The 12,092-nt window shown below is 69.1% G+C and carries 12 protein-coding genes; 6 read left to right on the forward strand and 6 right to left on the reverse strand.

Annotated features, from left to right (window positions below; all coding sequences use genetic code 11):
- The first annotated feature begins 80 nt into the window (after positions 1-80).
- The 3 genes from LZ686_RS05195 (at position 81) to msrA (ending at position 2,063) form a co-directional block, all read left to right on the forward strand.
- A complete protein-coding gene (locus LZ686_RS05195) occupies positions 81-1,049 on the forward strand; it encodes an NAD(P)H-dependent flavin oxidoreductase (RefSeq protein WP_349547173.1) in 969 nt (322 codons plus the stop codon).
- A 65-nt stretch (positions 1,050-1,114) separates the two neighbouring features.
- Positions 1,115-1,564 carry a peptide-methionine (R)-S-oxide reductase MsrB gene (msrB, locus tag LZ686_RS05200; RefSeq protein WP_347917774.1) on the forward strand — a complete coding sequence of 150 codons (450 nt, stop codon included), beginning with the start codon at positions 1,115-1,117 and terminating at the stop codon, positions 1,562-1,564.
- Positions 1,557-2,063, forward strand: a complete 507-nt coding sequence (msrA, locus tag LZ686_RS05205; RefSeq protein ID WP_046000698.1) for a peptide-methionine (S)-S-oxide reductase MsrA — start codon at positions 1,557-1,559, stop codon at positions 2,061-2,063. Before msrB ends, msrA begins: the two co-directional genes overlap by 8 nt.
- A gap of 139 nt (positions 2,064-2,202) precedes the next feature.
- Here msrA and LZ686_RS05210 read toward each other — a convergent pair whose 3' ends face one another.
- From LZ686_RS05210 to kynU, 4 genes are all read right to left on the reverse strand, one after another.
- Positions 2,203-5,256, reverse strand: a complete 3,054-nt coding sequence (locus LZ686_RS05210) for an efflux RND transporter permease subunit (protein WP_127897698.1) — start codon at positions 5,254-5,256, stop codon at positions 2,203-2,205.
- Complete coding sequence (locus LZ686_RS05215; protein ID WP_349547174.1) at positions 5,253-6,353, reverse strand: efflux RND transporter periplasmic adaptor subunit; 1,101 nt, start codon at positions 6,351-6,353, stop codon at positions 5,253-5,255. Before LZ686_RS05215 ends, LZ686_RS05210 begins: the two co-directional genes overlap by 4 nt.
- Complete coding sequence (locus LZ686_RS05220) at positions 6,350-7,414, reverse strand: efflux RND transporter periplasmic adaptor subunit (protein WP_148911184.1); 1,065 nt, start codon at positions 7,412-7,414, stop codon at positions 6,350-6,352. Before LZ686_RS05220 ends, LZ686_RS05215 begins: the two co-directional genes overlap by 4 nt.
- A gap of 70 nt (positions 7,415-7,484) precedes the next feature.
- Positions 7,485-8,672: a kynureninase gene (kynU, locus tag LZ686_RS05225; protein WP_349547175.1), complete on the reverse strand. Its 1,188-nt coding sequence runs from the start codon at positions 8,670-8,672 to the stop codon at positions 7,485-7,487.
- Between the two features lie 61 nt (positions 8,673-8,733).
- On the opposite strand from kynU, the gene LZ686_RS05230 reads away from it, so the two are divergent.
- Positions 8,734-9,528 (forward strand): hormone-sensitive lipase, encoded by a 795-nt coding sequence (locus tag LZ686_RS05230; RefSeq protein WP_349547176.1) that lies wholly within the window; start codon positions 8,734-8,736, stop codon positions 9,526-9,528.
- Here the strand turns inward: LZ686_RS05230 and LZ686_RS05235 are convergent.
- Both LZ686_RS05235 and LZ686_RS05240 read right to left on the reverse strand, forming a co-directional pair.
- Complete coding sequence (locus LZ686_RS05235) at positions 9,516-10,352, reverse strand: aldo/keto reductase (protein WP_349547177.1); 837 nt, start codon at positions 10,350-10,352, stop codon at positions 9,516-9,518. The genes LZ686_RS05230 and LZ686_RS05235 overlap by 13 nt on opposite strands.
- 52 nt (positions 10,353-10,404) lie before the next feature.
- Complete coding sequence (locus LZ686_RS05240) at positions 10,405-10,875, reverse strand: YbaK/EbsC family protein (RefSeq protein ID WP_349547178.1); 471 nt, start codon at positions 10,873-10,875, stop codon at positions 10,405-10,407.
- 113 nt (positions 10,876-10,988) lie between these two features.
- Between LZ686_RS05240 and LZ686_RS05245 the strand changes: the two genes are divergently transcribed.
- Together LZ686_RS05245 and LZ686_RS05250 are read left to right on the forward strand one after the other, a co-directional pair.
- On the forward strand, positions 10,989-11,735 hold the full coding sequence (locus LZ686_RS05245) for a DUF421 domain-containing protein (protein ID WP_349547179.1): 747 nt from the start codon (positions 10,989-10,991) through the stop codon (positions 11,733-11,735).
- Positions 11,736-11,738: 3 nt separating this feature from the next.
- Positions 11,739-12,071, forward strand: coding sequence for a DUF8846 family protein (locus LZ686_RS05250; protein ID WP_349547180.1), 333 nt, complete (start codon positions 11,739-11,741; stop codon positions 12,069-12,071).
- The last annotated feature ends 21 nt before the right edge of the window (positions 12,072-12,092 follow it).

Below are 12,092 nucleotides of genomic sequence, written 5' to 3' on the forward strand. Positions count from 1 at the left end.
CCGCCACCCTGTCGCCGCGTCACGGCTTGCCCGTTGCCCAAGGCGCGGGCATCGTGACGCAAATCCAAGGGAGATCATCCATGCTGCCACCGATCCTGCAGGGCCTGCGCATTCCGGTCGTCGCCTCGCCCATGTTCATCGTCTCGGGGCCCGATCTGGTCATCGCGCAGTGCAAGGCGGGCATCGTCGGCAGCTTTCCGGCGCTGAACGCCCGCGAGAAGGACGGCGAGCCCTCCATGCTGGACGCCTGGCTGACCCGGATCGAAGAGGAGCTGGACCGTCACAACCAGGCGAACCCCGACCACCCCGCCGCCCCCTTCGCGGTCAACCAGATCGTCCATCGCAGCAATGCCCGGCTGGAGCGCGACATCGAGATCTGTCACCGCCACAAGGTGCCGATCTGGATCACCTCGCTTGGTGCGCGGATCGAGGTGAACCAGGCCGCCCATGACTGCGGCGGGATCGCGCTGCATGACGTGATCAACAACATGTTCGCGAAGAAGGCCATCGAGAAGGGCGCCGACGGGCTGATTGCGGTGGCGGCGGGTGCGGGAGGCCATGCCGGGCCGCAATCGCCTTTCGCCCTGATCCAGGAGATCCGCGAATGGTTCGACGGGCCGCTGCTTCTGTCGGGCTCGATCGCCACGGGGCGCGCGGTGCTGGCGGCGCAGGTGATGGGGGCGGATCTGGCCTATATCGGCAGCCCGTTCATCGCGACCGAGGAGGCGAACGCCCAGCCCGACTACAAGCAGATGATCGTGGACAGCACGGCGGCCGACATCGTGACATCGTCGCTGTTCACGGGCGTGTCGGGCAACTATCTGGCGCCGTCGATCCGCAAGGCGGGGCTGGACCCGGACAATCTGGCGGGGGCGGATGCCAGCGCGATGAATTTCAGCGACGGATCGTCGAAGCCCAAGGCCTGGTCCACCATCTGGGGCGCGGGCCAGGGGATCGGCGCGGTGCGGGCGGTGGAACCGGCGGGCGCGCGCATCGACCGGCTGGCTGCGGAATATCAAGCCGCGAAAGAGGCCGTTTCGCGGCTGTGACCTTTGCGGATGGGCGGGACGCTTCCCATATAGGGGATCGAACCGTCCCATCCGTGGAGGACCAGATGGCCTATGAGAAAACCCCCGACGCGATCGCCCGGCTGACCCCGGAGCAGTATCGCGTCACCCAGGAGAACGGCACCGAGCGGGCCTTCACCGGCGAATACGACCACCATTTCGATGCGGGCATCTATGTCGATGTCGTCTCTGGAGAGCCGCTGTTCGTCAGCAGCACGAAATACAATTCCGGCTGCGGCTGGCCCGCCTTCACCAAGCCCATCGACGGCAACGTGACCGAGCATCGCGACACCACCCACGGCATGGTCCGGGTCGAGGTGCGCTCGAAGCACGGCGACAGCCATCTGGGCCACGTCTTCCCGGACGGTCCGCGCGATCAGGGCGGGCTGCGCTATTGCATCAATTCGGCGTCGCTGCGCTTTGTCCCCAAGGACCGGATGGAGGCCGAGGGTTACGGCGACTATCTGGCCCAGATCGAGGAGGCGCATCATGGTTGAACGTGCGGTTCTGGCCGGTGGCTGCTTCTGGGGCATGCAGGACCTGATCCGGCGCATGCCGGGCGTGATCGCGACGCGCGTCGGTTATTCCGGCGGCGACGTGCCCAACGCGACCTATCGCAACCACGGCACCCATGCCGAGGCGATCGAGATCATGTTCGACCCCGACCTGATCAGCTATCGCCGGCTGCTGGAGTTCTTCTTCCAGATCCACGACCCGTCCACGCCGAACCGGCAGGGCAACGACATCGGGCCGGGCTATCGTTCCGCGATCTATTACGCGGACGAGGCACAGAAGCAGGTGGCGCTGGATACGATCGCGGATGTGGACGCATCCGGCATCTGGCCGGGACGCGTCGTGACCGAGGTCGAGCCGGTGGGCGATTTTTGGGAGGCCGAGCCCGAGCACCAGGATTACCTGGAGCGGTTCCCCAACGGCTATACCTGCCATTTCCCGCGCCCCGATTGGGTGCTGCCCAAACGCGACGCGGCCGAGTGAGGCGCGGGCGCCCCGGAACGCGGTTCCGGGGCGTTCTCTTGCGTCCCGCGACGGCCGAGGGGCTGCCGCCCCCCGGACCCCCAGCCCGGACGGTTCAGGTCAAAACGGTTCAGGCCCGATTGGTTCCGGGACGGACGTTTCAGGAGCGGGGCGGCCTGACCCGGAACACCGCGCAGTAGAGCGCGGGCACGAAGACCAGCGTGACCAGCGTGCCGGCGATGATGCCGCCCATCATCGCATAAGCCATCGGCCCCCAGAACACCTGCCGCGAGATCGGGATCAGCGCCAGCGACGCCGCAGCCGCGGTTAGCAGAATGGGGCGGGCGCGGCTGTCAGAGGCCTCGAACACGGCGTCCCACTGGCTGCGGCCCTTGTGCAGCAGCTCCTGGATCTCGTGGACCAGGATGACCGAGTTACGGATCAGGATGCCGATCAGCGCCAGGATCCCCAGGATCGCCACGAAGCCCATCGGCACGCCGAAGGGCACCAGCACCGCCACCACGCCGATCAGGCCCAGGGGGGCCGCGGCGATCACCACCAGCGACATCCGAAAGCTTTGCATCTGCGCCATCACCAGGACGGCCATGATCAGCAGCATCACTGGCACCACCGCGGCGATGGGCGCCTGGCTGTCGGCCGAGGTCTCGACGCTGCCGCCGACCTCGATGCGGACGTCGGGGGGCAGGGTTTCCTGGTATTCGGCCACTTGCGCAGCCAGCGCCGTGACCAGGGTCGCGGGCTGGTCGGCGGTGCCGATGGCGGCCTTGACCGTGACGGTGGGCAGGCCGTTTCTCTGCATGATCAGCGGCTGTTCGGATCCGTATTCCAGAGTCACCAGCGCGGCCAGCGGCACGACCCGCCCGTCCGCCAGGTTCAGCTGCATGTTGCGGATCGAGGCCAGCGACTGGCGATCGTCGGCCACGCCGCGGGCGACCACGTCGATCAGGAAGATGTCGTCGCGCAGCTGCGTCACGCTGGTGCCGCTGAACAGGGCCGACAGGGCCTGGGCGATGTCCTGGCTGGTCACGCTGAGCCGGCGGGCCTGGTCCTGGTCGACGACCAGACGAACCATGCGCGCGGGCTCGTTCCAGTCCAGCGCGATGTCGCGCAGGCGCGGCTCGGAGGCGATCAGCGTGGCAAGGCCCTGGGCCGCGTCGCGGGCGGCGTCGGTGTCGGGGCTGGTCACGCGGTACTGGACGGGCTTGCCCACGGGCGGGCCGATTTCCAGGTTCTTTACATAGATGTCGACGCCCGGAAATTCGGCGGCCGCCAGCGCGCTCAGCCGCGCCTTGACGCGGTCGCGCGCGGCCAGGTCGGGGGTCTGGATCACGATCTGGCCCATATGCGGCCCTGCCGTGGGCACGTCCATCGACAGCACGAAGCGCGGCGCCCCCTGCCCCACATAGGAGGTCCAGAACAGCACGTCGTCATCATCCGCCAGGCTCGCCTCCAGCCGGTCCATGTCGGCGCGGGTCCGCGCGATCGAGGCGTTCTGGCGTTCCGTGATGTCGACCAGCACCTCGGTCCGGTCGGAGGTGGGGAAGAACTGCTGTTCCACGAAGCGCATCCCCCAGACCGATGTCGCAAAGATCGCCAGCGTCACCGCGATGGTCAGCCACTTGAACCGCATCGCCGCCCGCAGCAGGCCGTGGAAGGCGCGCCGCAACCGGCCCGGCCCCTTGTGGCCATGCCCCATGTCGGCCCGCAGGAAGGTGACCCCCAGCAGCGGCGCGAACAGCACCGCCACGATCCAGGACACGATCAGCGAAACCGCGATGACCACGAACAGCGAGAACGTGAACTCTCCCGCGGCAGAGCTGTTCAGACCGATGGGGATGAAGCCTGCGACCGTCACCAGCGTGCCGGTCAGCATCGGAAAGGCGATCGAGGTCCAGGCATAGCTGGCCGCGTCGGTCAGCGATTCCCCGATCTCCAGCCTTGAGATCATCGTCTCGATGGCGATCATCGCATCGTCGACCAGCAGGCCAAGAGCGATGATCAGCGCGCCCAGAGAGATCCGCTGCAGCGTGATGCCGTAAAGGTCTAGGATCACGAAGGTGATCGCCAGGCACAGCGGGATGGTCAGCGTCACCACCAGCCCCGCGCGCAGGCCCAGGCTGATGAAGCTGACGACCAGGACGATGGCCACGGCCTCGGCCAGGGCCTTGACGAAATGGCCCACGGCGTCTTCGACCACATGCGGCTGGTCGGCGAATTTCGCCATTTCGATGCCGATGGGCAGGTCGGCGGCGATGCGGTCCATCAGCGCCTCCAGTTCGGCGCCGAATTCCAGGATGTTGCCGCCCTGGCGCATGCCGATCTGCAGCCCGATCGCGGGCTGGCCGTTGTGGCGGAACAGCGATGTCGGCGGGTCCTGATAGCCGCGTGTGACGGTAGCCACGTCGCCCAGATTGAAGAACCGCTCTCCGACGCGCAGGTTCACGGCCTCGATCGATTCCGCCCCGTCGAACTGGCCGCCGACGCGCACCAGGATGCGTTCGGGCCCGGCCTGGATCACGCCGGACGGCGCGATGGCATTCTGTTGGGCCAGGGTCTGGATCACCTGCGCCTGGTTCAGGCCCAGGGCCGCCAGTCGCGCGGCGGAGAACTCCAGGAACACCTGTTCGTCCTGCACGCCCAGCAGCTCGGTCTTGCCGGCGGCGTCCAGGGCCGCGACCTGGCGACGGATCGCCTCGACCCGGTCGCGCAGCTCGCGCGGCGTGAATCCGTCGGCGGTGAAGGCATAGATGTTGCCGAACACGTCGCCGAAATTGTCGTTGAACTGAAATCCCGCGAATTCCTGGGGGAATTCGGGGCGGATGTCGCCCATCATCTGGCGGACCCGCTTCCACACCTCGGGAACGGCGGGGCCGCGGATGGTGGGGTCCAGCTCGACATAGACGACCGCCTGGCCGGGCGTCGTGACCGACCGGGTAAAGTCCAGCTCGTCCAGCTCCTCCAACTTGGTCTCGATCCGGGTGGTGACCTGCTTCAGCGTCTCGTCGATGGTGGCGCCGGGAAGGGCCGCGCCGATGATCATCGTCTTGATCGTGAAGTCCGGGTCCTCCTCGCGGCCCAGGTTCAGATAGCTGATGGTGCCCGCGATCATCGACACGATCAGCAGGAACCACACGAAACTGCGATGCTTCAGTGCCCAGTCGGACAGGTTGAAGCGGGTCTTGGGGGTGCTCACGGCTCCAGCCTCCGGCCGACGGGCTGGCCGGGGGCCAGGGATTTCACGCCGCGGATCACGACCTCGTCGCCCGCGTCAAGGCCGTGGGTGATGGAGACGCGCCCGCGAAAGGGGGCGGCCGCCTGCACGGGGGCCTGTTCGACCCGCGCCCCCGCATCGTCGCGGATCACCCGCCAGACGAAGGGCATGCCCTCGGTCGCGACCAGCGCCTCGGCCGGCAGCGACAGGGATGGCGCATCGACCGTTCCGAACCGCGCCCGCACCAGCGCGCCAAGGCGGAACGGCGCGCCGGGCGGCAGCGTCAGGTACAGCCGCCGCGTCCGGGTGGCGCTGTCGGCGATGGGGTCGACCCGGTCCAGCGTGGCGGCGATCTCGACCTGGGGGTCGCTGCGATGCCAGACGGTAAAGTCGGCGCCCGGTGCCAGCCCGACCAGCGCCTGTTCGGGCAGGTCGATCACCACCTCGGGGGTGTCCTGGGCCGACAGCTGGATCACGGGCGCGCCCGCATCCACGACCGCGCCCGGCGCCTCATAGACGGCGCTGACCACACCGGCAAAAGGCGCGGTCATCTTGGCGAACCCTTCGGCATCCTCGGCCTGCAGCAGCTGCGAGCGGGCCTGCTCGACCGCGGCGGCGGCGGCGCTGGCCTCCTGCTGGGCCTGTTCCAGCTGGGCGTTCGAGGCGACGTTGCGCGCCGCCAGCGCCTGCGTGCGCTCCAGCGTCGCGCGCGCGGTGCGGTCCTGCACGTCCGCGGCATCGACGGCGGCGCGCGCGGCGCGGGTTGTCGCGGCCAGATCGTCCGTGGACAGCTGCGCCAGCAGATCGCCGGCCGCCACCTGATCGCCCAGATCGACGGGCCGCGCGATCATCCGGCCCAGGGTCTGAAAGCCCAGCTGGACCTGAGTTCGCGCCTCGACCACGCCGGGGATCCAGCGCGCGTCCAGGCCGCGATCGTCCACGATCACGCTGACCACCGGGCGCGGCGGGGCCGCGGGCTCCTCGGCCTGACCGCCAAGGCCCAGCCAGTCGGGCAGCGACAGTGCCGCGGCCGGCCCGCAGGCCAGCGCAAGCACGCCGGCCAGGATCAGTGCCCTCATTGCACGCCCTCCGCGACCGGTTGGACCCGGCGGCCGGGATACAGCAGCTGCGCCCCGTCGCCCACGACCCGCTGTCCGTCGGACAGGCCCTCGGAGACGAAGATCGTGCTGTCCGCGAAATGGTTGATGACCACCTTGGTCAGCGCCACGCGCCCGTCATCGTCGACCACCCAGACGGCCGGATCGTCGCCCGACCGCATCAGGGCGGTCCAAGGCACGACCACGCCCTTTTCCATCGCCATGCTCAGATGCCCGCGCACCGACGCGCCCAGAAGGACGATCCCGGCATTGGGCGTCAGCAGCCGCGCGCGCACGGTCACCGTGCCGGTCTGCGGATCGACCAGGGGCGCGATCTCGGTCACGGTGCCGACCATGTCGGGACGGTCGACGTCCAGCGTCTCCATCCGCACGTCACGGCCCAGGATGTCGTGCAGCAGCGGGTCGTCGGGCGCGTGAAAGACGGCCTCCAACCCCGACAGCGCAGCCAGCGTCAGCACCGGCTGCGCGGCGGCGACCACTTGGCCGGGGGCCACCGACTTGTCGGTCACGACGGCATCTTCGGGCGCCCGCAGCACGGCATCGTCGACGGCGCGCCGCGCCTGTTCGACCGCGGTTTCCGCGCGCTCCAGCGCCCCCTGGGTCTGGGACAGCGCCTGTTCGGCCTGATCGGCCGCCGCCCGCGTGCCGACCCCCCGCGCCAGCAGCGCATCGGCGCGGTCGCGGGCCTGACGGGCCTGGTCGCTGCCCGCGCGCGCGGCGGCCAAGCCCGCCAGCGCGACGTTCAGCGCTTGATCCTGCTGGACCGCGTTCAGCCGGGCCAAGGGCTGGCCCGCGACGACGCGGTCGCCCTCGGCCACCAGCACCTCGGTCACGCGGCCGCCCTGGCGAAAGCCCAGCTCCAACGTGTCGACGGCCTCGATCTCTCCGGACAGCTGCATGTCCAGGTCCAGAGGCTGGGTGCGGGCGGTCACGATGCGCACGCGGATATCGTCGGGGGCGGCCTGGGCCGCCGCAAGCGCGGGAATCATCATGGCAAGGGCAAGGGGCAGCAGCTTGAACATCGGAACCGATCCACGACATCTGTGGCTCAATCTGTCGACGGTTTTGGCCGCCTTGGAAAGCCCCCTTACCCTAGGTCACCGCGGCCTTGCGACGGAATTCCGCACTGTCCCAGCTGCCGTCGCGCAGGATTCGCGCCAAGGTCGCGACCGCCTGCGACACGTCGTCCAGATCGTTGTAAAGCGGCGCGAACCCAAAGCGCAGCACGTCGGGCGCGCGAAAGTCGCCGACCACCCCCGCCGCGATCAGTGCCTGCATCACCGCATAGCCCTGCGGATGGCGGAACCCGACCTGAGAGCCGCGCCGCGCCGGGTCGCGTGGGCTGTTCAGGACCAGGTCGGGGCACTGCGCCTCGACCCCCGCAATGAACGCCTCGGTCAGTTCGATCGATCGCGCGCGCAGCGCGGCCATGTCGACCGTGTCCCAGATGTCCAGCGACGCTTCCAACGCGCTCAGCGCGATGACGGGGGGCGTGCCCACGCGCATCCGCTCGATCCCCGGCGCGGGGCGGTATTCCTGGTCGAAGGCAAAGGGCGCGGCATGGCCCATCCAGCCCTGCAGGATCGGCTCGGCCTGTTCGGCGTGGCGCGGATGGGTCCAGATGAAGGCCGGCGCCCCCGGACCGCCGTTCAGGTATTTATAGGTGCAGCCCACCGCGAAATCGGCATCCGACCCCAGCAGGTCCACGTCCACCGCCCCCGCCGAATGGGCCAGATCCCAGATGGCCAGCGCGCTGGCGTCATGCGCGCGGGCGGTCAGGGCGGGCATGTCGTGACGGCGGCCGGTGCGGTAATCGACCTCGGTCAGCATCAGCACGGCCAGATCGGGACCGATGGCCGCCTCGACCTCTTCGGGGGCCACGACGCGCAGGGTCGCGCCCAGGGCGCGAGCGATCCCCTCGGCCACGTACAGGTCCGACGGAAAATTGCCGCTGTCCGACAGGATCACCCGGCGGTCGGGCCGCAGGGCCAGGGCCGCGCTTAGCGCCTGGAACACCTTGATGGACAGCGTATCGCCCATGACCACCTGGCCATCCCCCGCGCCGATCAGCCGGGCAATGCGATCGCCGACCTTGCGCGGCTGGACATACCAGCCCGCCCTGTTCCAGCCGGTGATCAGCATCTCCGACCATTCGTCGGCCATCATGGTCGCGACCCGGTCGGCGGCGGCGCGGGGCATCGGCCCCAGGGAATTGCCGTCCAGATAGGTCATGCCGTCCGGCAGGTGGAACGCGGCGCGGGTCTTGGTGAAATCGGTCATCATGGGCTCCCTCTTGACGCGACGATAGCGCCGCGATTGGCTGCCCGAAAGAGGGGGAACCATGCTGTATCAGATCACCGACTGGGACGACGCCTATGCCAACGGCGCGCATATCCCGCATGCCGACACCTATGTCCCCCGCTGGACCGAGGCGGCGGCGGCCTTCCGCGCCGCCAATCCGCCGCAGGATCTGGGCCGGGGGCATCTGTTCCTGCCGGAGGGAGACCCGCGCGGGCTGATGGTGTTCATCCATGGCGGCTACTGGATGCGGTTCGACCCGACGCTGTGGTCGCATCTGGCGGGCGGTGCACTGGCGGCGGGATGGGCCTGCGCCATGCCGGGCTATCCCTTGGCGCCGGACGCGCGCATCGCCGACATGACCTGCATCGTCGCGGAGCAGATCGCAGAGGCGGCGGGTCGCATCGCAGGGCCCATCGCGCTGACCGGTCATTCGGCGGGCGGGCATCTGGCGGCGCGGATGATCTGTCCGGGGGTGCTGTCCGAGACGGTTGCCGCGCGGGTCACCGCCTGCGTGCCCATCTCTCCGCTGACCGACCTGCGCCCGCTGATGCGCACGGCGATGAACGACACCCTACGCCTGGACGCGGCCGAGGCCGCATCCGAAAGCCCCGCCCTGCTGGAACCTTGCACGGGCATCCCGGTCACGACTTGGGTCGGAGGGGCCGAAAGGCCTGAATTCATCCGCCATGCTCGGCTGCTGGCGAATGCCTGGGCGGGGCTGGGCGCGGCGACCGAATGCGTTATCGACCCCGGCCGCCACCATTTCGACGTGATCGAGGGACTTGCGGACCCCGCCAGCCCCCTGATGCGTCGCCTGCTGGGTTACAGCGGCTGACGATAGTCGAACGTGTCCGGGTCCGGCCCGGTGCGATGGCCGCGGTCCAGTGCGTCGATGGCCGACATCTCCTTGGGCGTCAGGGTAAAGTCCAGCACGTCGAAATTCTCGGCCAGCCGTTCGGGCTTTTCCGATTTCGGAATGACCGACAGCCCATGCTGGATGTGCCAGCGCAGGATCACCTGCGCCACCGTCCGCCCCGTGCGCGCCGCCGCGTCGCGGATCGCGGGGGCGTCAAAGCTGTCGCCGCGGCCCAGGGGGGTCCAGCTTTGCGTGACGATGCCAAGCTGCTTGTTCACCGCCCGCATGCGCTCCTGCGTCAGCGACGGGTGCAGCTCGATCTGGTTCAGCGCGGGCGCGACGCCCGTCTCGTCGATCAGGCGACGCAGATGCGGCTCGTGGAAATTCGCGACGCCGATGGACCGCACGCGCCCTTCGTCGCGCAGACGGATCAGCGCCTTCCAGCTGTCGACATAGGCGTCCATCGCCGGCAACGGCCAGTGGATCAGGTACAGGTCCAGATAATCCAGTCCCGACCGCTCCATCGTCGCGTCAAAGGCCCGCAGCGCGGCGTCATGCCCCTGCGCATCGTTCCACAGCTTGGACGTGACGAAGATCTGGTCGCGGACCACGTCGCTGTCGCGGATGCCCCGGCCCATCCCGGCTTCGTTCTTGTAGGCCGCCGCGCCGTCGATCAGCCGGTATCCGATGCGCAGCGCCTCGGCCACGACCTCGGGGGTCTTAGCATCCTCGATCTGCCAGATGCCGGTGCCCAGCTGGGGCATGGTCCGGCCGTCGTTCAGGGTCATCATGGGTTGGGTCATCGGGGCTTCCTTTCAGATGTCGCGTCCCAACGCCCCGGACCCGCCGTGGGGTTCATGCGACAAAATCACCGGTCCGTGCGGCGGTCACGGCCTGCAGCCGGTCGGGCGCGATGGCAAAGACGTGCCGCGGGGTGCCCGCCGCCGCCCAGACCTGCGCGAATTCGGCCAGGCGCGGGTCCAGGAAGGCCCTGACCGGCGACAGATGCCCCACCGGCGCGACGCCGCCGATGGCGAACCCCGTGCGCGCCCGCACCAGCGCCGCATCGGCCCGGCTCAACGGCTCTCCGGCCAGCGTCGCGGCCTTGTCGGGATCGACCCTGTTGCCGCCCGCGGTCAGGAACAGCAGCACCGCTCCGCTGTCCTGGCCGTGAAAGATGATCGACTTGGCGATCTGGTCCAGCGCACAGCCGACCGCGTCCGCGGCCTCGGCGGCGGTGCGGGTGCTGCCCGGCATCTCGCGGATGTCGACCGCGACGCCGGCCGCGTCCAGGGCCGCGCGGACCCGCTCCAGACTGTCGCTCATGGCATGCCCCCCTGCTGCTGCGCGGACCCTAGCGGGCGGGACTGGGCGGCGGAACCCCTCGGTTCGGGCACGGTTATAGGCTGTGCAGCATTCACTGCCGCGAAAGGCCTTTCATGGACCAACCGGTCATCCCCTTCGATCTTGCCCGGATGTTCCTGGGCGAGCATCCACCCCTGTTCTATGCCGAGATCCTGGTCCGCACCGTGCTGGTCTATGTCTATGCGCTGCTGATGATCCGCTGGATCGGCGGGCGCGGCGTGGCGCAGCTGTCGATGGTCGAGTTCCTGCTGGTCATCGCCCTGGGGTCCGCCGTGGGCGACGCGATGTTCTATCCCGACGTGCCGCTGCTGGCGGCGATGGCGGTCATCACCGTGGTCGTCGGGCTGAACAAGGTCTTGGACCGGCTGATCGTGCGGTTTGACAGGGCCAAGCGCATCATCGACGGCCGCCCCGTGGCGCTGGTCCTGGACGGGCGCATCCTGCCCGAGGCGGCATCGCAGCGCGACCTGGGCCTGGCCGAGATCAAGGCGATGCTGCGCCTGGCCGGCGTCGGCAACCTTGGAGAGCTGCGCGCCGCCTATCTGGAGGCGGGCGGCGGACTGTCCGTCTTTCGCCGGTCGCAGCTGCAGCCCGGCCTATCGCTACTGCCGCCCGAACATCTGGTGAACGGCCCGCCCCCGCCCGCAAAGGCGCTTGCGATGGACGGGCAGACATGTTGTGCCATGTGCGGCGCGTCCGCGGGCGCGCAGATCATCGCCACCCGTGCTCCCTGCCCCGAATGCGGCAACCGCATGTGGCAGGCCCCCGAATGGCCCGAAGGGGCCGAAAGCGCCCAGGGCGGCGCAAAACCGATGGAGTAAGCCATGAAGGTCTTCACGCTGGTCATCGAGCTGGGCAGGCGGAAGGGCGACGGTCTGCCCAAGGGCGCCACCGGGGCGGGGCTGGTCTGCTATGCCCCGGCCAACGACGAACCCGAGGCCGTGAGAGAAACCGTGGCGATCCTGAAGCAGGCCGACATGGCCCCTCTGGACGTCACCGGCTACGGCACGCTGGACGAGCGTCTGGCCGACGGCCACGAGATCGACGAGGCGGAACGCACGCTGATGGACCGGGCGCTGGCCGAAAACTCGGTCATCATCGCGCAGATGACGCCCTGGTTCGGGACCACGCCGGACCCGGAATCACTGCTGCACTAAGCGCGCCCGCGCCCTACCCAA

The sequence above is a fragment of the Paracoccus sp. NFXS7 genome (assembly GCF_040148865.1).
GTDB classification, from domain to species: Bacteria; Pseudomonadota; Alphaproteobacteria; order Rhodobacterales; family Rhodobacteraceae; genus Paracoccus; species Paracoccus marcusii.